Annotated in this window: 25 protein-coding genes and 4 tRNA genes; 4 read left to right on the top strand and 25 right to left on the bottom strand. The window is 73.1% G+C overall.

The features are described from left to right. Nucleotides 1–82: 82 nt before the first annotated feature. From E9549_RS10215 to E9549_RS10135, 17 genes are all read right to left on the bottom strand, one after another. Nucleotides 83–694, bottom strand: a complete 612-nt coding sequence (locus tag E9549_RS10215; RefSeq protein ID WP_236826429.1) for a hypothetical protein — start codon at nucleotides 692–694, stop codon at nucleotides 83–85. 71 nt (nucleotides 695–765) lie between these two features. Further along, nucleotides 766–2,034 carry an MCE family protein gene (locus tag E9549_RS10210; RefSeq protein WP_236826428.1) on the bottom strand — a complete coding sequence of 423 codons (1,269 nt, stop codon included), beginning with the start codon at nucleotides 2,032–2,034 and terminating at the stop codon, nucleotides 766–768. Next, the gene (locus E9549_RS10205) at nucleotides 2,031–3,296 is read right to left on the bottom strand and encodes an MCE family protein (RefSeq protein ID WP_236826427.1); all 1,266 of its coding nucleotides are present in this window, start codon (nucleotides 3,294–3,296) and stop codon (nucleotides 2,031–2,033) included. Before E9549_RS10205 ends, E9549_RS10210 begins: the two co-directional genes overlap by 4 nt. Then, on the bottom strand, nucleotides 3,293–4,549 hold the full coding sequence (locus tag E9549_RS10200; RefSeq protein WP_236826426.1) for an MCE family protein: 1,257 nt from the start codon (nucleotides 4,547–4,549) through the stop codon (nucleotides 3,293–3,295). The genes E9549_RS10205 and E9549_RS10200 overlap by 4 nt, the downstream gene beginning before the upstream one ends. After that, nucleotides 4,549–5,538: an MCE family protein gene (locus E9549_RS10195; protein WP_236826425.1), complete on the bottom strand. Its 990-nt coding sequence runs from the start codon at nucleotides 5,536–5,538 to the stop codon at nucleotides 4,549–4,551. Before E9549_RS10195 ends, E9549_RS10200 begins: the two co-directional genes overlap by 1 nt. 38 nt (nucleotides 5,539–5,576) lie before the next feature. Next, a complete protein-coding gene (locus tag E9549_RS10190) occupies nucleotides 5,577–6,644 on the bottom strand; it encodes an MCE family protein (RefSeq protein ID WP_236826424.1) in 1,068 nt (355 codons plus the stop codon). Then, nucleotides 6,641–8,017 (bottom strand): MCE family protein, encoded by a 1,377-nt coding sequence (locus tag E9549_RS10185; protein WP_236826423.1) that lies wholly within the window; start codon nucleotides 8,015–8,017, stop codon nucleotides 6,641–6,643. Before E9549_RS10185 ends, E9549_RS10190 begins: the two co-directional genes overlap by 4 nt. Before the next feature lie 7 nt (nucleotides 8,018–8,024). Continuing rightward, nucleotides 8,025–8,894: an ABC transporter permease gene (locus tag E9549_RS10180; protein WP_236826422.1), complete on the bottom strand. Its 870-nt coding sequence runs from the start codon at nucleotides 8,892–8,894 to the stop codon at nucleotides 8,025–8,027. Then, entirely contained in the window at nucleotides 8,894–9,676 is a 783-nt protein-coding gene (locus E9549_RS10175) for an ABC transporter permease (protein WP_255715230.1), read from the bottom strand. The genes E9549_RS10180 and E9549_RS10175 overlap by 1 nt, the downstream gene beginning before the upstream one ends. Nucleotides 9,677–9,705: 29 nt before the next feature. Further along, the gene (locus tag E9549_RS10170; protein WP_308113110.1) at nucleotides 9,706–10,830 is read right to left on the bottom strand and encodes an ATP-binding cassette domain-containing protein; all 1,125 of its coding nucleotides are present in this window, start codon (nucleotides 10,828–10,830) and stop codon (nucleotides 9,706–9,708) included. Between the two features lie 285 nt (nucleotides 10,831–11,115). Next, nucleotides 11,116–11,511 carry a 50S ribosomal protein L7/L12 gene (gene rplL / locus E9549_RS10165; protein WP_236826420.1) on the bottom strand — a complete coding sequence of 132 codons (396 nt, stop codon included), beginning with the start codon at nucleotides 11,509–11,511 and terminating at the stop codon, nucleotides 11,116–11,118. A 17-nt stretch (nucleotides 11,512–11,528) separates the two neighbouring features. Further along, nucleotides 11,529–12,122, bottom strand: coding sequence for a 50S ribosomal protein L10 (gene rplJ / locus E9549_RS10160; RefSeq protein ID WP_091929128.1), 594 nt, complete (start codon nucleotides 12,120–12,122; stop codon nucleotides 11,529–11,531). A 400-nt stretch (nucleotides 12,123–12,522) separates the two neighbouring features. Next, nucleotides 12,523–13,242, bottom strand: coding sequence for a 50S ribosomal protein L1 (rplA, locus tag E9549_RS10155; RefSeq protein WP_236826419.1), 720 nt, complete (start codon nucleotides 13,240–13,242; stop codon nucleotides 12,523–12,525). 88 nt (nucleotides 13,243–13,330) lie between these two features. Beyond that, complete coding sequence (gene rplK / locus E9549_RS10150; RefSeq protein WP_236826418.1) at nucleotides 13,331–13,759, bottom strand: 50S ribosomal protein L11; 429 nt, start codon at nucleotides 13,757–13,759, stop codon at nucleotides 13,331–13,333. A 70-nt stretch (nucleotides 13,760–13,829) separates the two neighbouring features. Then, the gene (nusG, locus tag E9549_RS10145; protein ID WP_236826417.1) at nucleotides 13,830–14,735 is read right to left on the bottom strand and encodes a transcription termination/antitermination protein NusG; all 906 of its coding nucleotides are present in this window, start codon (nucleotides 14,733–14,735) and stop codon (nucleotides 13,830–13,832) included. Nucleotides 14,736–14,854: 119 nt separating this feature from the next. Further along, nucleotides 14,855–15,394 (bottom strand): preprotein translocase subunit SecE, encoded by a 540-nt coding sequence (gene secE, locus E9549_RS10140; RefSeq protein WP_236826416.1) that lies wholly within the window; start codon nucleotides 15,392–15,394, stop codon nucleotides 14,855–14,857. Nucleotides 15,395–15,464: 70 nt separating this feature from the next. Then, nucleotides 15,465–15,540 (bottom strand) — tRNA-Trp (locus tag E9549_RS10135). Between the two features lie 239 nt (nucleotides 15,541–15,779). On the opposite strand from E9549_RS10135, the gene E9549_RS10130 reads away from it, so the two are divergent. Next, nucleotides 15,780–17,033 carry a pyridoxal phosphate-dependent aminotransferase gene (locus tag E9549_RS10130; protein ID WP_304505746.1) on the top strand — a complete coding sequence of 418 codons (1,254 nt, stop codon included), beginning with the start codon at nucleotides 15,780–15,782 and terminating at the stop codon, nucleotides 17,031–17,033. Nucleotides 17,034–17,058: 25 nt separating this feature from the next. On the opposite strand, the gene E9549_RS10125 is transcribed toward E9549_RS10130, so the two are convergent. The 6 genes from E9549_RS10125 to E9549_RS10100 form a co-directional block, all read right to left on the bottom strand. Next, nucleotides 17,059–17,466: a MaoC family dehydratase gene (locus E9549_RS10125; protein WP_236826415.1), complete on the bottom strand. Its 408-nt coding sequence runs from the start codon at nucleotides 17,464–17,466 to the stop codon at nucleotides 17,059–17,061. After that, on the bottom strand, nucleotides 17,463–17,909 hold the full coding sequence (locus E9549_RS10120) for a MaoC family dehydratase N-terminal domain-containing protein (protein WP_236826414.1): 447 nt from the start codon (nucleotides 17,907–17,909) through the stop codon (nucleotides 17,463–17,465). Before E9549_RS10120 ends, E9549_RS10125 begins: the two co-directional genes overlap by 4 nt. 31 nt (nucleotides 17,910–17,940) lie before the next feature. Continuing rightward, on the bottom strand, nucleotides 17,941–18,105 hold the full coding sequence (gene rpmG / locus E9549_RS10115) for a 50S ribosomal protein L33 (protein WP_091770212.1): 165 nt from the start codon (nucleotides 18,103–18,105) through the stop codon (nucleotides 17,941–17,943). A gap of 105 nt (nucleotides 18,106–18,210) precedes the next feature. Further along, nucleotides 18,211–18,284 (bottom strand) — tRNA-Met (locus E9549_RS10110). Nucleotides 18,285–18,339: 55 nt separating this feature from the next. Beyond that, nucleotides 18,340–18,412 (bottom strand) — tRNA-Thr (locus tag E9549_RS10105). A gap of 72 nt (nucleotides 18,413–18,484) precedes the next feature. Continuing rightward, a complete protein-coding gene (locus E9549_RS10100) occupies nucleotides 18,485–20,959 on the bottom strand; it encodes a bifunctional diguanylate cyclase/phosphodiesterase (RefSeq protein WP_236826413.1) in 2,475 nt (824 codons plus the stop codon). 734 nt (nucleotides 20,960–21,693) lie between these two features. On the opposite strand from E9549_RS10100, the gene E9549_RS10095 reads away from it, so the two are divergent. Beyond that, a complete protein-coding gene (locus tag E9549_RS10095) occupies nucleotides 21,694–22,125 on the top strand; it encodes a pilus assembly protein TadG-related protein (RefSeq protein WP_236826412.1) in 432 nt (143 codons plus the stop codon). Nucleotides 22,126–22,182: 57 nt separating this feature from the next. Here the strand turns inward: E9549_RS10095 and E9549_RS10090 are convergent. Continuing rightward, nucleotides 22,183–22,264, bottom strand: a tRNA-Tyr gene (locus tag E9549_RS10090). A 102-nt stretch (nucleotides 22,265–22,366) separates the two neighbouring features. On the opposite strand from E9549_RS10090, the gene E9549_RS10085 reads away from it, so the two are divergent. Beyond that, on the top strand, nucleotides 22,367–22,858 hold the full coding sequence (locus E9549_RS10085; RefSeq protein ID WP_236826411.1) for a YajQ family cyclic di-GMP-binding protein: 492 nt from the start codon (nucleotides 22,367–22,369) through the stop codon (nucleotides 22,856–22,858). Between the two features lie 127 nt (nucleotides 22,859–22,985). Continuing rightward, the gene (gene pstS, locus E9549_RS10080) at nucleotides 22,986–24,086 is read left to right on the top strand and encodes a phosphate ABC transporter substrate-binding protein PstS (protein WP_236826410.1); all 1,101 of its coding nucleotides are present in this window, start codon (nucleotides 22,986–22,988) and stop codon (nucleotides 24,084–24,086) included. Between the two features lie 17 nt (nucleotides 24,087–24,103). On the opposite strand, the gene htpX is transcribed toward pstS, so the two are convergent. Beyond that, entirely contained in the window at nucleotides 24,104–24,973 is an 870-nt protein-coding gene (gene htpX, locus E9549_RS10075; RefSeq protein ID WP_236826409.1) for a zinc metalloprotease HtpX, read from the bottom strand. Between the last annotated feature and the right edge of the window lie 133 nt (nucleotides 24,974–25,106).

The following is a 25,106-nucleotide window of genomic DNA, read 5'->3' as shown; positions in this document are numbered from 1 at the left end:
CCCCCGGCCCCGTGTCGCGGGTGCGGGCCGGGGGCGCGCCGTGGGGCGCGGGCGGTCTGCCGGTACCTGGCTCATCGGTGCCTCACCCTCCCCGGATGGCCGACAGCAGCCAGCGGCCGTCGACCTCGGTCAGCTCGACCTCGATCCGGTAGCGCAGCAGCTGGGCCTGCTCGTCGGCGTTGCTCTTCTGGGTCGACTCGATGACCAGGAGCGCCGTGGCCTCGCCGGCGTCGGCCCGGGTGATCCCCGCGCCGACGACCTCGGTGCTGACCACGGCCTCGGACTCGAGGATCTGCTGGCGGCGCTCCTCCAGCTGGGCGACCGTCTCCTCCCCCAGTTCGCCGGTCGCCACCTGCTCGATCTCGCGGATGTCGTCGTCGAGGGTGACGTGGTCGAACGAGGTCAGGTCCACGACGTGCGCCCGGGCCGCCTGCAGCGCGTCGACGTAGTCGCCGGTCCGGATCGTCGACGGCTCCGGGCGGGTGGACCAGAGGACGACGGTCGCGGCCACGAGCAGGGCCAGCAGGAGTGCGAGCAGCGGCACCACCGGGACCGCCGGCCCGGCGGCCCGCGCGCCGTCGCCCGCCGGGTCCGCGTCGGCCGTCCCGGCGGCGGGGACCGCGGGCTCCTCGTCGGCGGTGGCCGCGGGCGCACCGCCGCCCCCCGGTGTCCGGGGCCAGGCGTTCCTGATCACCGGCGCATCCTCCTCTGTCAGCTCGGGGCCCGGGCCCGCGGCGCGACCGCGACCGACCCGGACGGGTGGGGTCAGGCCGCGGTGCGGGCGAACGGGCTGGCGCCCAGCAGCTCGCCGAGCAGCTCGTCCAGGCCGGCCAGCACCGGTGGGCGGGTGCCACCGCCGCTCTGCGGCCCGGTGCCGGCGACGCCGCCGGAGCGCCCGATGTTCTGCTCGCCGCGGATGCTGGCGCCGGTCTCGTCGACGCCGTCCCCCGGGTTCGGGTCGGCTCCGTCGACGACCGCGCAGCGCACCGCGTCGGTGTCCAGCGCCTGCACCGCGCCGGGCCCCGGCAGGGCGCCGGTGGGGACGTAGCCGCTGGTGCAGGCGTGCGGGTCGCCGGCGTTCAGGACGAACCCGAAGTGCGCCCGCATCGTGCCGCCGTCGTCGCGCACGACGGTGAACCCGCCCGAGACCACGTCCGGGTAGGTCACCAGGAGCTGCTCGACGCCGTCCAGCCGCGGGATCGTGACCCGGTTGAGGACGTCGAGGTTGCGGATCAGCGGGCCGAGCCCGGGGCCGGCCTCCTCGACCAGGCGCTGCAGGGCGTCGCCGGCGGCGGGGGCGGTCACCAGCAGGCCGCGCAGGTCGGCGTCGCTGGCCACCAGCGTGTCGCTCACCAGCCGCAGGTCGGCCGCCCACTGCTGGATCGCCGAGCGACCGGCCACCTGGGTGTCCAGCACCGTCCGGCTGTCACGGATCAGCCGCAGCGTCTCGGGCAGCGACTCCTGGGCCCGGGCGAGCAGGAGGTCGCCGTTGTCGATGAGCCGGCCGAGGTCGTCCCCGGCCCCGGCGAAGGCCCGGCCCAGCTCGTCGACGACGATCCGCAGGTTCTCCTGGTCCAGCGAGCCGACCAGCTCGTCGACGTCGAGCAGCAGCTGCTCGACCGGCACCGGGATCGCGGTGCGCTCCTGCGGGATGACCGCGCCGTCCTCCAGGAAGGGGCCCTCCCCGTCGTCCGGCACGAGGTCCACGTACTGCTCGCCGACCGCGCTCCGGGTGGAGACCACGGCCCTGGTGTCGGCGGGGACGGGCTCCGCGCCGGGGTCGATGGTGAGCGTCACGCGGACCCCGTCCTCGACCAGCTCCATGTCCGTCACCCGGCCCACGGAGACCCCCCGGTAGGTCACCTCGGCGTTCTCGAAGATCCCGCCGGAGTCCCGGAAGTCGGCGGCCACCTGGTAGCCCGTGCCGAGCAGCACCCGGTCCAGGCCGACGTAGGTGAAACCGAGGTAGGCCATCCCGAGGACGGCCACCAGGGCGAAGGCGGTCAGCTGCAGCTTCGTGGTGCGGGTGATCACGGCCGGCCTCCCAGCAGGTCGGGGAGGCCGACGAGGCCGCCCTCTCCGGGCACCCGGCCGACGATGCCCTCCGGCAGCAGCGCACCCGGCCCGGCCCCCCGACCGGGGTCGGCCGTGCCCGTGCCGCCTGCGGGCGCACCGGAGCCGTTGCCCGGCGGGGTGCCCGGGACGCCACACCGCTGGCCCGTGGGGTCCTCGGGCGCGAGCTCCTCCAGCGCCCCGGTGAGCGGGTCGACGGCGTAGCGGCAGAGCACCTCGGTGAGGTCGAGGTCCAGCGAGGCGGTCATGTTGGTGAACAGGCCGTAGCCCCCGGTGCGCAGGTCCTGACGGTAGTTCAGCGCCGACAGCGAGCTGGCGGGGAACGGGTAGGTGAGCAGCAGGTCCAGCGAGCCGGCCAGGTCCGGGCCCGCGGAGGCGAGCTGGGTGAGGATCGGCTGCAGCAGCCGGAGGTCCTCGACGGTGTTCGCGCCCGCCTGCTCGATGACGCGGGTGCCGACGTCGCCCAGCCGGGCCAGGCTGTCGAGCATCGAGACCAGCAGGTCGCGCTGCTGGTTCACCACGTCCAGGCCGGGGCCGATGGTGTCCAGGGCCGTCTCGATGGTCCCGGTGCGCTCGGCCAGGCTCGTGGCGAGCGCCTCCACGCTGTCCAGCGCCCGGCTGATCTCCGACCGCTGGGCGTCCAGCCCGCCGATGAACGTGTCGAGCTGCTCCAGCGTGCTGCGGATCGCCGTCTCGCGGCCCTCCAGCGCGGTCCCGAGCTCCCGGGTGATCGTCTGCAGCTGGGTGAGCCCCCCGCCGTTGAGGACGAGCGACAGCGCGCCGAGCAGCTCCTCGACCTCCACGTTGCGGTTGGTGCGGTCCAGCCCGATCCGCGCGCCGTCGGCCAGCACGCCGCGCGGCTCCTCCCCGCCGGGGGGTGCCAGCTCGACGAACTTCTCGCCCAGCAGCGAGGTCTGCTGGATCATCGCGACGGCGTTGGCCGGCAGCTCGACGTCGCCGTTGACCGACAGCGTCACCACGGCGGTCCAGTCCTCGCCCAGCTCGATCTCCTCGACCCGGCCGACCGGCACGTCGGCCACGCGCACGCCGGACTGCGGCACCAGGTCCAGCACGTCCAGGAACTCCACCTGCACGGTCCAGGGCTCGTCCCCGAGGTCTGCCCCGCCGGGCAGGTCCAGGGAGTAGGCACCGCGGAAGCCGCAACCGGCCAGCAGCAGGACGCTGCCGGCGAGGGCGGTGACCCGCACCAGGGGCCGGGTCACCGCGGCGCTCCCGCGATCTCGGGCAGCCCGATGAGCGAGCCACCGGTGCGACCGCCGGAGGAGCCGCCGCCGAAGAGCGCGGTGAGCAGCTCCTGCAGGTCGCTCACCCCGTTGCCGTCGACGTCGTCGAGGGCCCCGTCGGCGTCCGCGTCCCCGGAGAGCAGCCGCGTGCAGATCTGCTCGATCGGCGGCAGCTGGAGGCCCTGGGTCAGCGGGTCGGTGAGCACGTCGGGCACCAGGTCGAGGTCGAGCCGCAGCCGACCGGTGGCGCCCAGGATCTGGCAGACGATGACCTCGGGGCTGGTGGCCCCCATCGAGTTGTCCCGCGTGTCCAGCGTCCCGTAGTCGGGGTTGTAGGCGTGCGCCAGGTTGCCCAGCGCGGCGGGTGCGACGTCGAGCACCTCGGCGAGCGCGTCGCGCTGCCGCACCAGCGCCAGCGTGACGTCGGCCAGCCGGTCGACGTTGGTGCGCAGCAGGTCGGTGTTGTCCCGGACGAAGCCCGCGACCTCGCCGAGCGCCTGCGACAGCAGCTGGATCGCCGTGGCGAGGTCCTCGCGCTCCTCCTCGAGCAGGTCCGCGACGGCCGCCAGGTTCTCGTTGAACAGCCCGACCTGGTTGTCGATGCCGGCCAGCGCGCTGGTGAACCGCTGGAGGTTCTCCACCGAGTCGAACAGCCCGTCGCGGTTCTCGGCGAGCGTCTCCACCGCCTGCGAGAAGCCGGCCAGCGTGCGGTTGAGGGCGTCCCCGTTGCCCTGCAGGTTCGCCGCGCCGACGTCGACCAGGTCAGCCAGCGCGCCGTCCGCGTTCGCCCCCGTCGGCCCCAGCGCCACCGCCAGCTCGTCCAGCGCGCCGTAGACCGCGTCGAGCTCCACCGGGGTCGCCGTGCGCTCGACGGGCACCTCCGCGCCGTCCTGCATCGTCGGACCGCCGGAGTACACGGGGGCGAACTGCACGTACCGGTCGGAGACCAGCGAGGGTGCGAGCACCACCGCGTCGGCGTCGGCCGGGATGTCGTAGCCGTCGTCGATCAGCATCTCGACGCGCACGCGGTCACCCTCGGGCCGGACGTCGGTGATCTCCCCGACGTGGATGCCGAGGATGCGGACGTCGGAGCCGGCGTAGAGCCCGACGGCCTGCCCGAACCACGCGGTGACCCGGTACTGACCGGCGGGCCGGAGCACCGTCCAGCCCAGGGCGCCGACCAGCACCAGCGCCGCGGCGAGCGCGACGCCGCGCTGCAGGGAGCCGCTCATCAGTTCCCCTCCCGGCAGGAGACCGGCGCGCCCACGACGCCCGGCCCGCCGCACACGATGCTGCCGACCACGCCGGGCAGCAGGTTGTCCACGAAGCTGTCGAACCACCGGCCGTTGCCCAGGGTGTTGGTGAACACCCGGACGAACGGCGCCAGCCGGTCCACGGTCCGGGCGATGTCGTCCCGGTTGCGCGCCAGGATCTCGGTGACCCGGGAGAGCTGCGCCAGCGCGGGCGTCAGCGCCTCCCGGTTGTCGGCGACCAGCCCGGACAGCTGCGCCGACAGCTCCTGGGTGCTGGTCAGGATCGCGTCGATCAGCTGCCGCCGTTCCTGCACCTCGGTCAGCAGCGTGTTCGAGTCGACGATGAGCCGGGTGAACTCGCCGTTGCGGTCGGCGAGCACGTCGGTCACCGTCCGCGTCGCCGAGAGCAGCTGCCGCAGCTGGGCGTCGCGGGAGGCGATGGTGTCCGACAGCCGGGCCAGCCCCTCCAGCGAGCTGCGCACCTCGTCGGGGGTCTCGGCGAAGGTCTCGGCCAGCACCTCGAACGAGCCGGCCAGCTGGGCGGTGTCGAGGTCCTGCACCGTCGTCGAGAGGTCGGCGAACGCCTCGACGACGTCGTAGGGCGCGGCGGTGCGCGTCAGCGGGATGCGCTCGTCGGGGTCCAGCGGCGCGCTCCCCCGCGGCACGAGCGCCAGGTACTTGGCGCCCAGCACCGTCTCGATCTTGATGGCGGCCTCGGAGCGGTCGCCCACGAACGCGTCCCGGACGCGGAACTCGACCGTGACCGCGCCGTCCTCCAGCGCGAGGCTCTCCACGCTGCCCACCTTCACGCCGGCGACCCGGACCGGGTCGTCGGGCCGCAGGCCGGCAGCCTCGGAGAACTGCGCCCGGTAGACCGTGCCGCCACCGACGAGCGGCAGCGACTGCGCGTTGAACGCCAGCAGCACCAGCACGGCGATGACCGTCAGGCTGACCGCGCCGATCGGCACGGGGTTTCGGCTCCGGAAGGGCCGGGACGGGCGGGCCATCAGCCGCACCCCCGCTCGCCGTTGCGCAGGCCCCCGGTCGGGACCTCGACCGCGTTCTCGCTGCCGTCGGGGTTGCTCACCGGCAGCACGACGTTGCCCGAGGCCCCGCAGAGGAAGAAGTTGAACCAGCTGCCGTTGACCGCCGTGCGGGTGACCAGGTCGAGCTTGGTGGGCGCGAGCTGCAGGAAGTCCTCGAGCACCTCGCCGCTGTCGGCCAGGGTCGTCGAGAGCGCCTCCAGCCCCCGGATGTCGGCGGTCAGCGGTGCGCGCACGTCGACGAGCAGGTCGGTGGTGGCCCGCGCCAGCCCGTCGACGGTCTGCAGGGAGTCGAAGATGGCCTGGCTGTCGCCGGCCAGCCCGGTGACGAACTGCTGCAGGCTCACGATCAGGCCCGACAGCTGCTCGTCGCGGGCGGCGACGCTGCCGATGACGGTCGTGAGGTTGTCGATGACGCTGCCGATGACGGCGTCCTTGTCCGCCAGCGAGCCGCTCAGCGACGCGATGTGCCGCAGCAGGCTCTGCACCGTGCCGCCCTCGCCCTGGAAGACCTGGATGATCTCGAAGGAGAGCCGGTTGACGTCCGCCGGCGACAGCGCCTGCAGCAGCGGCTGGAACCCGCCGAACAGGGTGGTGAGGTCCAGCGCGGGGGTGGTCTGCGCGAGCGGGATCAACGCGTCCTCCTCCAGGACGCGACCGGCCGAGCCGTCCCCCTCCTGGAGCGCGACGTAGCGCTGCCCCACCAGGTTGCGGTAGCGGATGGTGGCCCGGACCCCGGCCGGCAGCGGGACGTCGGCGCTGACCTCAAGGGCCACCTCGGCGACGGGCCGCTCGGTCCCCTCGGCCAGCCCGATGGCGGTCACCTGGCCGACCCGGACGCCGGCGATCCGCACCTCGTCGCCCTCGACGAGGCCGGCGACGTCGGTGAAGTGCGCCCGGTACGCGCGCTGGTCCCCGTAGCCGGCGTTGGTGATCGTGCTGACCAGCACGTAGCTGGCCAGCACGGTGACGAGCGCGAACGCCACCAGCTTGGTCACCGGCGCGGCCATCCCGCGCAGCGCGCCCCTCACCGGAACGCCACCTGGGTGCCGCGCAGGACGGGCGCCAGCGAGGAGACCGCGAGGTCGGAGACCTGGTCGGGCCCGGTCCCGGTCTGGTGGGCGAGGATGCTGCGCACGAAGTCCAGCTCCGCCGTCGATCCGGCGAGGTCGTGGGGCAGGGAGTTGCCGGCCCGGGGGTTGGGGTCGCCGGCCCCCTCGGGCACGTCGTCGGGACCGCGCCCGCCGAGGCAGGTGGGGTTGCCCGACACCGGGTTGTCGGCCGAGTCGACGCCGTCCTCCGGCGGGGTCGGGCAGTAGTACTCGCCGCGCTCGGCGGCCCGGATCAGCCCGTCGATGTCGTCCAGACCCTGGCAGTCGGGGCCGCTGCGGTCGAGGTAGGCGGGCTGGTCGCCGGGCACGTAGGGGTTGCGCGGCGGAAGGGTCACGACGATGTTCAGGTTCAGCGACGGGTCGCCGTCTGCGCCGAACGCCTCGCTGATCATCGGGTTGAAACGGGTGAGGCCCTCCAGCAGGCAGGGGTACACCGGCGAGTACTCGGCGAGGACGCCCAGCACCGGCCGCGAGGTCTCGGCGAGCGAGATGATGGTCCGCTCGTTGGCCTCCAGGAAGCCCGCGGTGGCGTCGCCGGCCGCCCGCCCGACGGTGAAGGTCCGGCGCAGCTGCTCCTGCTGGTCGACCAGGGTCGTGCTGGTCACGGCGAGGTTGTCGAGCACCGCGAGCAGGTCGTCGGCGGCCGACTCGTAGGTGTCGGCGAAGTCGGCCAGCCCGGTGATGTCGGCCTGGAGGTCCGGGAGCACGGTGTTCAGCTCGCCGACGTACTGCCCCACGGCGGCGAGGTTGGCGCCCAGCCGGTCACCCCGCCCGCGCAGCGCGTCGGCGACGGCACCGAGCGTGGTGGCCAGGTCCTGCGGCTCGACCGCCTGCAGCAGCGGCAGCAGGCCGTCGATGACCCGCTGCAGCTCGATGGCGTTCTCGCTGCGGTCCTGGCCGATCACGTCGCCGTCGGCGAGCCGCTCGGCGCTGGGCCGGTCGGGCAGCTCGAGGGAGACGAAGCGCTCGCCGAACAGCGTCTTGGGCAGCAGGCGCGCGGTGACGTCGGCCGGGATCTGCTCCAGGAACTCGGGCCGGATCGCCAGCTCGATCTCGGCGCCGTCGGCGCTGGCCCGCACCTCCCGGACGTCGCCCACGATCACGCCCCGCACCTTGACGTCGGAAGCCTCCTGCAGCTGGTTGCCGACCGTGTCCGCCTGCAGCGTCACCCGGGCCACCTCGGTGAACGCCTTCTGGTAGGCGGCCACGGCCAGACCCAGCAGCAGCGCGAGCACGACCAGGAAGGCCAGCCCCTGCAGCCGCCGGCGGACCACCGCCCCGCGCGTGCTCATCTCCCGCTCACCCCGCGATCCGGACCGTCGTCGTGGAACCCCAGATCGCCAGCGACAGGAACAGGTCGATGACCATGACCGCGACGATCGAGAAGCGCACCGCCCGGCCGACCGCCAGCCCTACACCGGCGGGGCCGCCGCCGGCGCGGAAGCCGTAGTAGCAGTGGCTCAGGATGATGACCACCGCGAAGACCAGGACCTTCAGGAACGACCAGAACACGTCCTGCGGCGGCAGGAACAGGTTGAAGTAGTGGTCGTAGGTGCCGGTCGACTGCCCGTAGGCCTGGGTCGTGATGGTGCGCGTGGCGAAGTAGCTGCTGAGCAGGCCGAGCACGTACAGCGGGATGACGGCGACGAAGCCGGCGACGATGCGCGTGGTCACGAGGAAGGGCAGCGACGGCACGCCCATCACCTCGAGGGCGTCGATCTCCTCGTTGATCCGCATGGCGCCGATCTGGGCGGTGAACCCGCAGCCGACCGTGGCCGAGAGGGCCAGCCCGGCCACCAGCGGGGCGATCTCCCGGGTGTTGAAGTAGGCGGAGAGGAACCCGGTGAAGGCCGAGGTGCCCAGCTGGTCCAGCGCCGCATAGCCCTGGAGCCCGACCTCGGTGCCGGTGAAGAAGGACAGGAAGGCGATGACGCCGACCGTCCCGCCGATCACCGACAGCGCGCCCGAGCCGAACGTCACCTCGGCCAGCAGCCGGAGGACCTCCCGCTTGTAGCGCCGCAGGGTGCGCGGCACCCAGCCCAGGGCGCGCCCGTAGAACCCGAGCTGGTCGCCGAGGTCGTCGAGGGTGTCCAGCGGCCGCCGGTAGACGGTGGTGACCACGCGGCGCAGCCGGATCCGGACCCGGTCGGTGGGTGAGAGGAGCGCCATCACGCCCCCTTCGGGGGGACGAGCTGGAAGTAGAGCGCCGTCATCACGAAGTTCACCGCGAACAGCAGCAGGAAGGTGATGACGACCGCCTGGTTGACGGCGTCACCGACGCCCTTGGGGCCGCCGCCCGCGTTGAGCCCCTTGTAGGCGGCGACGATGCCGGCGATGAGCCCGAAGACCAGCGCCTTGATCTCCCCGGACCAGAAGTCCTCCACCTGGGCCAGGGCGCTGAAGGAGGCGAGGTAGGCCCCCGGCGTGCCGCCCTGCAGGACGACGTTGAAGAAGTAGCCGCCGGCCACCCCGACGACGCTGACCAGGCCGTTGAGCAACGTGGCCACCAGCATCGCGGCCAGCACGCGGGGGACGACGAGGCGCTGGATCGGGCTGATGCCCAGGACCTCCATGGCGTCGATCTCGTCGCGGATCTTGCGCGCGCCGAGGTCCGCGCAGATGGCCGACCCACCGGCGCCGGCGATCAGGAGGGCGGTGACGATCGGGCTGGCCTCGCGCAGGACCGCGAGCACGGAGGCGGACCCGGTGAACGACTGGGCGCCCAGCTGCCGGGTGAGCGACCCCAGCTGCAGGGCGATGACGGCGCCGAAGGGGATCGCCACCAGCGCCGTCGGCAGGATGGTCACGCTGGCGACGAACCAGGTCTGCTGGATGAACTCCCGCACCTGGAACGGCCGCTTCGGCATGGCCCGCAGCACGTCGAGGGCGAAGGCGAACAGCTTGCCGCTCGCCGCCAGCGGCCGGGTCGGCGAGTACCTGCCGTCGAGCAGCCCCGGCGCGGCCGGCTTCCCCGTGGCGGTCACCCGTCGCCCCCGGCCCGGGGCAGCACGACCGTGGGTGCCGTCGCGCCGGGCTCCGGCGCCCAGTGCCGGCCGCCCGGGACCGGCGTCGGCCCGAAGACCCCTGCGTCGGCCTGCGCGAGCAGGTCCGCGGGCAGGGAGGCGCGGATGGCCGCGGCGGTGGCCGGGTCGAACGTGTGCAGCATGCGGGCGACCCGCTCCTGCCTGCGGCGCACGGCCCTGCGCTCCGGCAGCCCCGGGGACGGGTCCAGCTGCGGCGGGACGGCGTCGCCACCCGTGGCGCCCTTGGGCCCGATGCCGTTGTGCTGGTCCCCGCCGCGCGCCTCCAGGGCCGCCATCTCCGCCTCGACCTGGGCGACGTCCTTCTCCTCGCTCATGCCGATCGGGCCCTCGCGGCGGCCGTTGAGGAACTGGCGGACCACCGGCTCCTGGGAGGTGAGCAGCTGCTCGCGGGGGCCGAACATCGCCAGGTGGCGGCGGAAGAGCAGGCCGAGGTTGTCGGGCACCGTGCGGGCGGTGCCGATGTCGTGGGTGACGATGAGGAACGTCGCGTCGATCTGGGCGTTGAGGTCGACGATCAGCTGGTTGAGGTAGGCCACGCGGACCGGGTCCAGCCCGGAGTCCGGCTCGTCGAACAGGATGATCTCCGGGTCCAGCACCAGCGCGCGGGCGAGCCCGGCGCGCTTGCGCATGCCTCCGGAGATCTCGCCCGGGAGCTTGCCCTCGGCACCCTGCAGCCCGACCATGTCCATCTTCTCGAGGACGATCCGCCGGATCTCGGACTCGCTCTTGCGCGTGTGCTCGCGCAGCGGGAACGCGATGTTGTCGAAGAGGTTCATCGAGCCGAAGAGCGCGCCGTCCTGGAACAGCACGCCGAAGAGCTTCCGCACCTCGTAGAGGCGGGCCTCGCTGGTGCGCACGATGTCGGTGTCGGAGATGACGATCGAGCCGCGCTCGGGCTTCAGCAGGCCGACCAGCGACTTGAGGAAGACCGACTTGCCGGTGCCCGAGGGCCCCAGCAGGACCGAGATCTCGCCGGGCGGCAGCGTGAGCGTGACGTCGCTCCAGATGTTCTGGCTGCCGAACGACTTGGTCAGCCCCGAGACCTCGACTGCGACGCCCACGTGTCCCCTGCCTCCCGTCCCGGCCCTGCCACCGGCTCCCCGCACCGCCGCACCGGCCCCGGCGGTCCCTGCGCCTCGATCCCCCCGCGTACGGCGGGATCCCAGCGCGTCACTACCGGTCAGTAACGATCACGCCCGGCGAAGGTTACGTGTGTCACGGGGTTTCGGTGACGCGGGTCTCCACGGACGGCGGCAAACCACCCGGACATGCGACAGGGGCCGTCCTCCCGAAGGAGGACGGCCCCTGCCGTGGTGGTGCGTTCCCCGGTCAGGCCGGGGAGGGGGTCACTTGACGGTGACGGTGGCGCCGGCGCCCTCGAGAGCGGCCTTGGCCTTCTCGGCGGCGTCCTTGGCGACCTTCTCCAGGACCGGCTTCGGGGCGTTGTCGACCAGGTCCTTGGCCTCCTTGAGGCCGAGCGAGGTCAGGCCGCGCACCTCCTTGATGACCTGGATCTTCTTGTCGCCGGCGCTCTCCAGGATGACGTCGAACTCGTCCTGCTCCTCGGCAGCGGCACCGGCGTCGCCGCCGCCACCACCGGCGGCGGGGGCGGCCGCGACGGCGACCGGGGCAGCAGCGGTGACCTCGAAGGTCTCCTCGAACTGCTTCACGAAGTCGGACAGCTCGAGGAGGGTCATCTCCTTGAACGCGTCGAGCAGCTCCGCGGTGGACAGCTTGGCCATGGTGTCTCCTTCTGGGGTCAGTCGGTGCTGGCCGCGGCGTCCGCGGCGTCAGCGTCGGGGGTGGTGTCAGCAGCAGCGGCTTCGGGAGCGCCGGCCTCGGCGGGCTTCTTCTCCTTGAGCGCCTCGGCGAGCCGGGCGACCTGCGACAGCGGGGCCTGGAACAGCCCGGCGGCCTTGGTCAGGTTGCCCTTCATGGCGCCGGCCAGCTTGGCCAGCAGCACCTCGCGCGGCTCGACGTCGGCCAGGGCGGTGACCTCGGCGGGGCCGACGGTGCGGCCCTCGACGACGCCGCCCTTGACGACGAGCAGCGGGTTGGCGCGCGCGAAGTCGCGGATGGCCTTGGCGGCCTCGACGACGTCGCCCTCGATGAAGGCGATCGCGGTCGGGCCGTTGAGCAGCGGGGCCAGGTCGGAGTGCCCGACCGAGTCCGCCGCCCGCTTCGTCAGGGTGTTCTTGACGACGGCGTAGCTGCTGCCCTCACCGAGGGAACGGCGCAGCTGGGTCAGCTGCGCCACGGTCAGCCCGCGGTACTCGGTGAGCACCGCCGCGCTGGACGACTGGAACCGCTCGGTGATCTCGTCGATCACCGCGGCCTTCGCCTGCGTGGGCATGGGCCTCCTCTCGTCTGTCGGGCGACTGCTGGACGCTGCACGACTGCGTGCGACGGAGGGCCCGGAGACGAGGAACGCCCCGGCGCAGGGCGCACGGGGCGAGGGGCGGGCGCGGACGCCTGCCGATCGAACCGTCCTCCTGCGCGGGTCGCCCGGAGCTCCGGGACCTTCGATCGCACGCGGACGTGCGACGACCAGCGGTCTTGGGGGGAACGGGAGCAAGAGTACGCGATGAGCGCGGGAAGGCGGTACCCGCCCGGGTGGAAGACGCCGAGATCACGTGGTCTCGGCGCGTCACGAGCCCGGAAGCCCCGAGATCGCGGGATCTCGGCAGGGTAGTGGAACGCGCGGGGCCCCGTTCCGCGGCGCGGAACGGGGCCCCGGTCGGGCGACGAGCTGCTTACGCGCTGGGCTCGTCCACCGTCAGGTTGCGGGTGCGGTTCGGGTCGACCGGGATGCCCGGGCCCATGGTGGTGGAGATGGTGACCTTCTTGAGGTACCGGCCCTTCGCCGAGGACGGCTTGGCGCGGAGCACCTCGTCGAGGGCGGCGGCGTAGTTCTCCACCAGCTTGGCCTCGTCGAAGGACGTCTTGCCGATCACCAGGTGCAGGTTGGCCTGCTTGTCGACGCGGAAGTTGATCTTCCCGCCCTTGATGTCGTTGACGGCCTTGGTGACGTCGGGGGTCACCGTGCCCGTCTTCGGGTTCGGCATCAGGCCGCGGGGCCCGAGGATGCGGGCGATGCGACCGACCTTGGCCATCTGGTCCGGCGTCGCGATCGCGGCGTCGAAGTCCAGGAAGCCGCCCTGGATGCGCTCGATCAGGTCGTCGGAGCCCACGACGTCGGCGCCGGCGGCCTCGGCCTCGGCGGCCTTGTCACCGGTCGCGAAGACGATGACGCGGGCGGTCTTGCCGGTGCCGTGCGGCAGGTTGACCGTGCCGCGGACCATCTGGTCGGCCTTGCGCGGGTCGACGCCCAGGCGCATGGCGACCTCGACGGTGGCGTCGTAGGCGGTCGTCGACGTCTCCTTGGCCAGCGAGGCGGCCTGGAGCGGGCTGTACAGGTTGTCGCGGTCGACCTTCTCGGCCGCTGCGCGGAACTTCTTGCCGTGCTTCGCCATGGTGGTTCCTCTCCCGGGGTCCGTGCCCCGGTCCTGTGGTGAACGGGCCGGCGAAGGCCCTCCCACGCGATCTGTGTGTGGTGGTGCGTCAGACGACCGTGATGCCCATCGACCGGGCGGTGCCGGCGATGATCTTCTCGGCCTGGTCGAGCGAGTTGGCGTTGAGGTCGGCCATCTTGGTGGTGGCGATCTCGCGGACCTGGTCACGGGTGACCGTGGCGACCTTGGTCTTGTGCGGCTCGCCCGAGCCCTTCTCGACACCAGCCGCCTTGAGCAGCATGCGCGCCGCCGGCGGGGTCTTGGTGACGAACGTGAAGGACCGGTCCTCGAAGACCGAGATCTCCACGGGGATGACGTTGCCGCGCTGCGACTCGGTCGCGGCGTTGTACGCCTTGCAGAACTCCATGATGTTGACGCCGTGCTGGCCCAGCGCCGGACCCACGGGCGGCGCGGGGGTGGCCGCACCGGCGTTGATCTGGAGCTTGATGACCGCGGTCAACCGCTTCCTGGGGGGCATGACTTCTTCCTTCGATCGGAACTACGTGATGTGTGCTGCAGGGCCTCGGTGCAGCGGGAGCACCGAGGTCCTACAACTTCTGGACCTGGCTGAACGAGAGCTCGACGGGCGTCTCGCGGCCGAAGATGGAGACGAGCACCTGCAGCTTCTGCTGCTCGGCGTTGATCTCGTTGATGGTGGCGGGCAGCGTGGCGAAGGGGCCGTCCATGACGGTGACCGACTCGCCCACCTCGAAGTCGACGACGGCGGCCGGCGCAGCGGCGGCGCCGCCCGTGCTCGCCGTCGCGGTCTCGGTGGCCCGCGGCGCCTGCGGCGTGGTGGCCGGGGCGAGGATCTTCACGACCTCGTCGATCGTCAGCGGCGAGGGCTTGGAGGTCGCGCCGACGAAGCCGGTGACGCCGGGGGTGTTGCGGACCGCGCCCCACGACTCGTCGTTGAGCTCCATCCGGACCAGCAGGTAGCCGGGCAGGACCTTGCGGTTGACCTGCGAGCGCTTGCCGTTCTTGATCTCGGTGACCTCCTCGGTGGGCACCTCGATCTGGTAGATGTAGTCCTCCACGTCGAGGGACTGGATGCGTGCCTCGAGGTTGGTCTTCACCTTGTTCTCGTAGCCCGCGTAGGAGTGGACGACGTACCAGTCGCCGGGGGCGATGCGCAGCGCCTTGCGCAGTGCCTCCACCGGGTCCTCGTCCTCCTCCGCCGCGACGTCGGAGTCCTCGGCGGGCGCGACCTGCGGGTCGGTGGCCAGGGTGGCGGGGTCACCGGTCTCGATCTCCGGCGCTGCGTCGGCGACCTCGCCGTCGGAGATCGCGGCACCCGCGGCCAGGTCGGCGGTGTCGCCGGACCCCTCGGCGGCACCGGCCTCGCCGGCGCCGGTCTCGACGTCGGCGGTGCCGCGCTCGTCGAATCGGGCGTCGTCCAGGTCTGTGCCCTCGACCGCGTTGTCGGTCTCGAAGGGCTCGCGGGGGTCGGTCACTACTTCTCCTCGGTGGCGCTCGTCGGCGTCGTGACCGACGGTGCTGCGCTCATCGGTGATCTCGCAAGCTCGATCACGGGGGTCTCTTCCTTGTCAGGGGCGTTCGGGCGCGGAGCGGGTCAACCGAAGACGGCGAGCACGCCCTGCGCGAAGAGCAGGTCGAGGCCCGCCACCAGCGCGACGATGAACGCGACGAACACGATCACCACGGTGGTGTAGGTGATCAGCTCGCGCCGGCCGGGCCAGATGACCTTGCGCAGCTCGGCGACCACCTCGCGCAGGAAGCGCATGATCGACCGGCGCGGCCGCATCTCCTCGGAGCGCGCCCGCTCCGCCGCGGCCCGGGACCGGGTCGGGGTGCCCTCGCGGTCCGGCGTCGCGGCCGACCGCGCGGCACGGCGGGAGGGCGTGGCGGGCTCGTCGTCCTCGTCGCCACCGGCCGTGATCCGGCCCCGCCGACGGGTGGCCCGGTCACCCCGCGGCGCGGCGACGACCTTGTCCTCGTCGGCCTCGGCCTCGCCGGCCACCTCGTCCTCGGCGGCCTCCAGGGCGGCGGCGTCGTCGACCCCCGGCGCCTCGCGGTCCAGCTGCTCGTCGGTGAGCTCGGCGTCGGAGGCGGCGCGCGCGTCGTCCTCGCGGCCCGGCTTCTCGTCGCTCACTGCGCCTCGCTCGCCTCGTCGGTGGTGGCCACTCCCGCGAGGGCCGTCGGTCGGTCGTGCCGTGTCGTGCTGGCAGGGGTGACAGGACTTGAACCTGCAGCCTGCGGTTTTGGAGACCGCTGCTCTGCCAATTGAGCTACACCCCTGTGCCCTCGGGAGGGCCCCGGGCGTCTCGCCGCCACGGTGGCGCCGGGCCCCGGGAGGGGATCCGGGGCACGCCGGTGGCGGGGTCAACAGGCCCCGGTGCAGCCAGTGTACGGGACCGCGGCGGCCGGGAGCCAACGTCCCGCCGGGCACACCCCCGGCGAGGGCACCGCCGCGTGCGGTTCCCCGTGCGGGACCGGGCGGGCGGCCCCCGGGGCGTGGTCTTTGACACGATGGGCCCATGACCGACGCCTCCGCCCCGGAGACCGCCCGCACCTCCGAGCTGCCGCCCGCCGCGCGCCGCATCTCCCGTCGCATCGGCGCCATCGCCGAGTCCGCGACGCTCGCCGTGGACGCGAAGGCGAAGGCGCTGAAGGCCGCCGGGAAGCCGGTGATCGGTTTCGGCGCGGGGGAGCCGGACTTCCCGACGCCGGACTACGTCGTCGAGGCCGCGATCACCGCCGCCCGGACGCCGTCGATGCACCGGTACACGCCCGCCGGCGGCCTGCCCGCGCTCAAGGAGGCGATCGTCGCGAAGACCGCGCGCGACTCCGGGCTGCAGCTCACCCCCGCCCAGGTCCTGGTGACCAACGGTGGCAAGCAGGCGGTGTACGAGGCGTTCGCGACGATGCTCGACCCCGGCGACGAGGTCCTGCTGCCGGCGCCGTACTGGACCACCTACCCGGAGGCCATCCGGCTGGCCGGCGGCGTCCCGGTGCCGGTGGTGGCCGACGAGCAGAGCGGCTACCTGGTCTCGGCGGCGCAGCTCGAGGCCGCCCGCACCCCGCGCACCAAGGCGCTGCTCTTCTGCTCCCCGTCCAACCCCACCGGCGCGGTCTACCCGGCCGAGCAGGTCGAGGAGATCGGTCGCTGGGCCCTCGACGCCGGCCTGTGGGTGCTCACCGACGAGATCTACGAGCACCTGACCTACGGCGGGCTCACCGCCCCGTCGATGCCGGTGCTGGTGCCCGAGCTCGCCGACCGCTGCGTCGTTGTGAACGGGGTCGCCAAGACCTACGCCATGACCGGCTGGCGGGTGGGGTGGATCGCGGGCCCGGCCGACGTCGTCAAGGCGGCGACCAACCTGCAGTCGCACGCGACCTCCAACGTCGCGAACGTCTCCCAGGCGGCCGCGATCGCCGCGCTGACCGGCGACCTCTCGGCCGTGGCCGAGATGCGGGCGGCGTTCGACCGGCGCCGGAAGACCATCGTGTCGATGCTGCGCGAGATCCCCGGCGTGGCCTGCCCCGAGCCGCACGGCGCGTTCTACGCCTATCCGTCGGTCAAGGGCCTGCTCGGCCGGCCGATCGGCGGGCGGACCGCGGAGACCAGCGCCGAGCTGGCCGAGCTGATCCTGGAGCAGGCCGAGGTGGCGGTGGTGCCGGGCGAGGCGTTCGGGACGCCGGGCTACGTCCGGATGTCGTACGCGCTGGGCGACGACGACCTCGTCGAAGGCGTCTCGCGGCTGCAGCGGCTGCTGTCCACGGCCGGCTGAGCGGCGGGGCCGGCGGGGACCCGGTTCAGCCCAGCCGGACGACGGCGCGGGCGAGGGAGAGGACCTTCTCCCCCTCGCTGGTGACGGTCAGGTCGACCCGCGCCCGCCCGTCCTCCAGCAGCGCGGCCACCGTGCCCCGCACGGTCAGCTCCGCACCGCGGTCGTCGTCGGGGACGACGACCGGGCGCCCGAAGCGAACCTGGTACTCCAGCAGCGCCGCCGGGTCACCGGTCCAGCCGGTGACCGCCCGGGCGGCCAGCGCCATGGTGAGCATGCCGTGGGCGATGACGCCGGGCAGGCCGACCTCGCGGGCGACCCGCTCGTTCCAGTGGATCGGGTTGAAGTCGCCCGAGGCACCGGCGTAGCGGACCAGGTCGGCGCGGGTGACCCGGACGACCAGCTCGGGGAGGGCGGTGCCGGCCTCGGGAGTCACGCCGGCCCCCGCGCGACGAGCATGGAGGTGGACGTGCAGACCGCCTCGCCCGCCTCCGTCGCCAGCTCCACCCGGGCGGTCAGCAGGTCGTTGCCGGCAACGGTGCGGGCCGCGTCGATCGTGGTGGTGGCGACCAGCCGGTCGCCGGCCCGGATCGGGCGGTGGTGCGTGAACTTCTGCTCACCGTGCACCACCCGGCTGTAGTCCAGGCCCACCTCGTCGTCGGCGAGCACCACGAACGCGGCCTCCAGGCTCACCACGATGGCGAAGGTGGGCGGTGCGATCACGTCCGCGTGGCCCGCGGCACGGGCGGCCTCGGCGTCGTGGTGCACCCGGTCGGTCGCGCCGACCGCCGCCGCGAACTCGGCGATCTTCGCCCGGCCCACCTCGTAGACGGCAGAGGGCGGGTAGCTGCGCCCGACCAGTGCCCGGTCCAGCGCCATGCTCCCGCCCTCGCTCAGCAGCCGCGGACCGTCAGCGGGTCTCGCGGTGCAGCGTGTGCTTGCGCTCGCGCGGGCAGTACTTCATCAGCTCGAGCCGGTCGGGGTCGTTCCGCCGGTTCTTGCGGGTGATGTAGTTGCGGTTCTTGCACTCCTGGCAGGCCAGGGTGATCTTCGGACGGACGTCGGTGGCTGCCACGGGAGCGCTCCTAGCCTTGTGGGACAGGACCCGGATCCGGGCCCTGCTGCCGCACCGGCGGGAGCCGACACGGCGACGGACCCGGCTTGCCGGGTCCGTCGGGAGTAGCGGTGACCGGACTTGAACCGGTGACACAGCGATTATGAGCCGCTTGCTCTACCAGGCTGAGCTACACCGCCGGGATGACCACGCGGGCCGGTCTCGCGACAGGACCGGTAGGTCGGGTACTACCAGAGCCCCTTTACGGAATCGAACCGTAGACCTTCTCCTTACCATGGAGACGCTCTGCCGACTGAGCTAAAGGGGCGTGCTCCGAGGAGCCGTCGAAGACTCTACCTGATGCCCCGGGCCGCCTCGCGGGGGGTCCCGGCGAGGTGCGTCACGTCCGGACGAACAGGCGCCGGTGGCTGGCCCCCGGAGCGGCGGAGCGGACGCCGGTGCGCGCGAGCAGCCACTTCTCCAGCCGGTCCTCCGGCAGCGGGCGGCTGATCAGGAAGCCCTGGAGCTTGTCGCAGCCCATCGCGATGAGCTGGTTGCGGGTCATCTCGTCCTCGACGCCCTCGGCCACCACGCACAGCCCGAGGTTGTGGGCCAGCTCGATGATCGACCGCGCGATGAACGACTCCCCCTGGCTGGTGGCCATGGACAGCACGAAGGACTTGTCGATCTTCACCTCGTCGATCGGCAGCTGCCGGAGCTGGGAGAGCGACGAGTAGCCGGTGCCGAAGTCGTCCATCGACAGCCGCAGCCCCAGGTCGTGCAGGTCCTCCAGCACGGAGCTCTCCCGGACCGAGTCGTCGACGACGCTGCTCTCGGTGAGCTCCAGCACGAGCAGCTCACCGGGGACGCCGTGCCGCTCCAGGGCACCGCGGATGCGGTCGACCAGGTCGGGTTCGCTGAGCGAGAACGCCGAGACGTTGACCGCGACCGACAGCGAGATCCCCTGGTCCAGCCAGCGCCGGCAGCGGGCCAGCGCGAGGTCCAGGACGTGGTCGGTCACCGCGCCGATCCGGCCGATCTGCTCGGCCAGCCCGATCACGTCCTCGGGCGGGATGCTGCCGAAGCGCGGGTGGGTCCAGCGGACGAGGGTCTCCACGGACACGATGTCGGAGGTCTGCGCGTCGATGACCGGCTGGAAGACCACGCCGATCTGCCCGTCGGCCATCGCCTGGGCGAGCTCGGTGCCCAGTTGCAGGCGGCGCAGGCTCTGCTGGTCGAGCACCGGGTGGTAGCTGGCCACGCCACCGGACCCCCCGGCGGCCAGCAGGGCGACGTCCGCGCGCTGCATCAGGGTCCCCGCATCGGTGCCGTGCTCGGGCGCCGCGGCGACGCCGATGGTGAGCGAGACCTCCAGGTCCAGCCCGGCCACGCGGACCCGTGTCGCCGCCGCCTCGCGCAGCCGCCGGGCGGCCTGCTCGGTGGCGGCGAGCGAGAGCCCGGGGAGGAGGACCGCGAACTGCTCGCGCTCCATGCGGGCGAGGAGGGCGCGCGGCGGTGCGTGCTCGCGGAGCAGGCCGGCGGTGACCAGGAGCAGCTCGTCGCTGGCGGCGTGCCCGAGGGTGTCGGTGATGTCGGCGTAGGTGCCGAGGGAGGCCAGGATGAGCCCGGCGCCGGCGGCCCCCTCGGCCAGGAGGGCGTCGACCTCCGCGGCGAGCCGCTGGCGGTTCGGCAGCCCGGTGAGCCGGTCGTGGTCGGCGTCGAACCGGATGCGGGTCAGCAGCTGCTGCTGCCGGATGGCCGCGTTGACGTGGGTGAGCATGGACTCCAGCGCGCCCCGCTCGCTGCGGCCGAAGGAGACGATGTCGCTGCGCCGGTCGCAGACCTCGAGATAGCCCGGTTCGCCGGCGGCCGTGGTCACCGGCGCGCCCAGCAGCTCGGACACGCCCCGGCGCGCCAGTGCGACCGTGTCGCGCTCGTCGGCGCGGCCCGCCGAGACGCGGATCGCGCCGCCCGTCGAACCGACCGCGCGGCGGCGCAGCGGGTCGTCGGAGTCGCCGGGCCCGTCGTACCAGTCCGCACCGTCCTCGGTGGCCACCACGAGACGCGGCCCCTCGTCGAGGTAGGGCGGCAGCCAGAGGGCCACCCGCTCGGCGTTGAGCAGCTCGCGCACGGCGTGGACGATCTGCCGGGTGCCGGCGTCGTCGGGCTCCACCTGCTCGACCCGGCGGGCGAACTCGTAGACCCGCTCGAGGGAGTGGCTCTGGCGGGTGACCGCGGCGAAGCGGCGGTAGACCAGCACGAGCGCGACGACCATCGGCACGACGAGCAGCAGCGACCACACGGTCGTGTGCAGCAGCAGGAGGATGGCCAGGCCGATCGTGACGGCGACCGGCTGCACGACGACGACCGGGACGAAGAGGCTCGTCCAGATCGCCCGACCGGGATACCCCTGGGTGAGGGTGATCGCCCCGGCCACGAGGCCCGCGCCGACCACGTTCGCGGCGAACACGGCGAGCAGGCTCGACAGCCAGGTCGACGGGGTGGCGAGACCACCGGACGGCAGGAGCGCCAGGATGGCGGTGGCCACCCCGGCCTCCAGCACGGCCACGGCGGTGTTGAAGACGACCTTGGCCGTGGGGAGCCGGTGGGCCAGCAGGACGACGGCGACCGCAGCGGCGCGCGTGGCGGCGGTCCACGCGCCACCGACCTCCAGGAGCGCGATGACGAAGGCCACCTCGCTCGCCGAGCTGTGGAAGCTCTGCCGGCGGAACTCGACGTGGACGTTGACCCCTTCCGCGGCCACCGCGGCGACGAGCACCAGCAGGAGGACGGCGGACGGGACGACCAGCGGCTGGCTGGTGAGCAGCAGCAGGGCCACCGGGCAGGCGAGCGACAACCCGAGCAGCGCCGGCATCCACGGGCTGCGCACCGCGGGCGGCCGGCGAGGCTCGCGAACGTCCTGCTCAGGCTCCTGCAACTGCGCTCTCTCCCGGGTCGTGGGGCGGGCGAAGGCTAGCAGCGACCGCGATCACCACCAGCCTCGTCCGCCCCGGAAGAGTCAGTCGACCCGGAAACCGGACAGCGCGTCCATGGGCAGTGACGCTCCGGGGTGCCGCTCGGTGGAGCGGCCACCCCGGAGGCGAGCGCGAACGGTCAGGACGACCGGCGGGTCCACTTCACGCCGCGGGTCCACTTCACGCCGCGGGCCTGGGTGTTGCGCTGCACGGTGCTGTTCATGACGTCTCCCTGTGGGCACGACTGATTGGCTGGTGCGGCAGCCATCCATACGCGCGGGGGCAGAGCGTCGTCGAATACGGACCGCGCGGGAGACACTCCTTCCCGTCACGGACGGCCACAAGCATCTCGATCACGACACGCCGCGGGAGACGCCATGTCGTGACCATCCGCCACGCTGTTCACACGAAGAGTGATCCACTTCACCGGTCGGCGGGCGTCCGGCAGCACGGCTGCGACCGGGGCGGCCGCACCGCGCCGGCCGTCCTCGACCGCGCCACCGGCATCCGCCCACCGCGCCGTCCACAGGCGGCGACCGGGGGACACGAGGACGGGTGAACCTCCGTCCACAGTGTCCACAGATCGTGTCCACAGGCGGTGGACGACGGCGGCCGGCTGCCTACGCTCCCGCACGTGCACCCCGACCGGGACGATCGCGAGCGCGGCTCGACGCTCCCGTTCGTCCTGGTCTGCTGGCTCGTCGCGGCCCTCATGGCCTTCGGTGCGATCGCCGCCTCCGACGCCTTCCTCGAGCAGCAGGAGGTGCAGTCGGTCTGCGACGGCGCTGCCCTGGCGGCGGCCAACCAGGCCGACGAGGCGGTCGTCTACCCGCACGGGGTGGGCACCGAGCTGCCGCTGACGCGCGCCGCCGCGCAGGCCGCGGTCGGCGACCAGCTCGCCGACGGCGGGACCGCGCTGGACAGCTGGGCGGCCGAGACCGACGGCGCCGAGGTGACCGTGCGCTGCACCCGCCACGTGGAGATCGCCTTCGGCTGGCTCTTCCTCGGCGGGGAGCGGCTCGAGCGCACCGCCGTCTCCAGCGCTCGGGCCCCGACGGCGCCCTGACCCGGACCGGGAACGGCGACGGCCCCCGACCTGGTGGTCGGGGGCCGTCGTACCGCGTGGCGGGTGAAGGATTCGAACCTTCGTAGGCTAAGCCGACGGATTTACAGTCCGCTCCCATTGGCCACTCGGGCAACCCGCCGCGATGGGTACGCGGGAGAGAGTAACAAGCCAGGGGCCCGGCACGTGACGGGTCCCCACCGACGGGCGCCCCGGCGCCCGTCCCGCACGGAGAGGAAACGACATGGCCGACTCATCCTTCGACGTCGTGAGCAAGGTCGACCGCCAGGAGGTCGACAACGCCCTGAACCAGGCGGGCAAGGAGCTCTCCCAGCGGTTCGACTTCCGCGGCACCAACGCGTCCATCGCGTGGGCCGGCGAGGACGGCGTGACGCTGCAGGCGGACACCGAGGAGCGCGTCTCGGCGGCCCTCGAGGTGTTCAAGGAGAAGCTGATCAAGCGGAACATCTCGCTCAAGGTGCTCGACGCCGGCGAACCCCAGGCCTCCGGGAAGTCCTACAAGATCGGCGCGAAGATCAAGCAGGGCATCGAGTCCGACACGGCCAAGAAGATCGCCAAGCTGATCCGCGACGAGGGCCCCAAGGGCGTCCAGGCGCAGATCCAGGGTGACCAGCTCCGCGTGAGCGGCAAGAAGCGGGACGACCTGCAGGCGGTGCAGCAGCTGCTCCGCGGCGCCGACCTCGACGTCGCCCTCCAGTTCGACAACTACCGCTGAACCGCCGGGACGGACGCCGGAGGCCGGACACCCGGCACCGGGCGGCGGGCGCGGCCCCGGCGCGTCGGGCCGTACCCTCGTGGACCGGCGTCCGTCCCGGCCGCCCGACGACCCGTGGAAGGCCGCAGTGACTGCCCGCAGGAAGATCGCCGCCCTCGGCGGCGCGGTGGCCATCGGCGGCTTCGCCGTCTTCGCGGCGAACTTCGTCCCGCTCAACGAGCGGGCGAGGGTCGACGAGGGGGCGGAGCTGCTCACCGGCTCCCTCGTCGGCGCCGGCTCCAGCGCCCAGCAGGCGGCCATGCAGGGCTGGTCGGCCGGGTTCACCGCCGTCCAGCCCCGGCTGGACGTCAGCTACGACCCGATCGGCTCCGGTGGCGGCCGCGAGCAGTTCCTCGCCGGTGGCACCGACTTCGCCGGGTCCGACGCCGCGCTGGACGCCGACGAGCTCGCCCAGGCCCAGGAGCGCTGCGGGCCGTCCGGCGTCTTCGAGCTGCCCAACTACATCTCCCCCATCGCCGTCGTCTACAACATCGAGGGCGTCGCGGAGCTCAACCTCTCCCCCGGGACCCTCGCCGGGATCTTCGACCAGCGGATCACCACCTGGGACGACCCGGCGATCGCCGCGGACAACCCCGGCACCGCCCTCCCCGCGTTGCCGATCGCCCCGGTGAACCGCGCGGACGAGTCCGGCACCACCGAGAACTTCACCGAGTACCTGGCCGAGGCCGCGGACGGCGCGTGGCCGCACGAGCCTGACGGCAGCTGGCCGGTGCCCGGCGGTGAGGCGGCCCAGGGGAACTCCGGCGTCGTGGCCGCCGTCCGCGGCGGGCAGGGCACCATCGGTTACGCCGACCTGAGCCAGGCGGGCGACCTCGGCATCGCGAACATCGGCGTGGGCGGGGAGTTCGTCGCCCCGTCACCGGAGGCCGCCGCGGCCGTCGTGGAGAACTCCCCGCGCCTGGAGGGCCGCGGTGCGCACGACGTCGTCATCGAGCTGAACCGGGACACCACCGGATCCGGCGAGTACCCGATCGTGCTGGTCAGCTACCACATCGGCTGCATGGAGTACGACGACCCGGCGGTCGCCGACCGGCTGCAGGCCTTCATGAGCTTCGTGGTCAGCCCCGAGGGCCAGCGGGCGGCCGCCGAGGTCGCCGGCTCGGCCCCCATCTCCGACGGCCTCCGGGAGCAGGCGCTGGACGCGATCGACGCGGTCCGCGCGACCTGACCCGGGGCCCGGGCCGATCAGCGCTGGCCGAGCTCGCGGGCCATCTGCTCCAGGCGGGCGATCCGCTGCGGCATGGGCGGGTGGCTCGCGAACAGCGAGGCCAGGCCCTGCCCGCGGAAGGGGTTGGCGATCATCAGGTGGCTCTGGGTGACCAGCCGGTCCTCCTGCGGCAGCGGGCGGGCGGCCGTCCCGCGCTCGATCACCCGCAGGGCGTCGGCGAGCGCCAGCGGGTCCTGCGACAGCTGGGCCCCGGAGGCGTCGGCCTGGTACTCCCGGCTGCGGCTCACCGCCATCTGCACCAGCCCGGCGGCCAGCGGCCCGAGCAGCATGAGCAGCAGGCCGCCGAGGGCGTTGCCGCCGCCCCGGTCCTCGTCCGGGCGGCCACCGAACAACGAGGCGAACATCGCCATGTGCGCGAGGTAGGTGATCACCGTGGCCATCGCGCCGGCGACCGAGCTGATCAGGATGTCGCGGTTGTAGACGTGCGAGAGCTCGTGCGCGAGCACGCCGCGCAGCTGCCGGCGGTCGAGCAGCTCGAGGATGCCCTGGGTGACGCAGACCGCCGCGTTGCGCGGGTTGCGCCCGGTGGCGAACGCGTTGGGCTGGTTGGTCGGGCTGACGTAGAGCCGCGGCATCGGCTGGCGCGCCTCGGTGGCGAGCTCGCGCACCATCGCGTACAGCTGCGGCGCCTGCGTCTCGGTGACCGGGAAGGCCCGCATCGCGCGCAGCGCGAGCTTGTCCGAGTTGAAGTAGGCGTAACCGTTGACCGCCAACGCGATGACCAGGGCGATGAACAGGCCCCCTCGGCCGCCGATCAGGGCGCCGGCCATGAGGATCAGCCCGCCCATCAGGCCCAGCAGGAGGGCGGTCTTCAGTCCGTTGGTCATGCGTTGCACGACCCGTACAACGCCGTCCTCGCACCCCCCGTTCCCGGACGGCGGGCGACCGCTCCCCCGGCAGGGGGTGCCCCGTGGAATGACGGGGCGCACGCAGCCGTTGCCCCGGCGGACGCGGTGGGAT

Origin of the sequence: Blastococcus sp. MG754426, from assembly GCF_021699055.1 — a bacterium.
Classification (GTDB): Bacteria; Actinomycetota; Actinomycetes; order Mycobacteriales; family Geodermatophilaceae; genus Blastococcus.
The sequence above is the reverse complement of the archived record's forward strand: the minus strand, read 5'-3'. Positions and strand labels throughout refer to the sequence as shown.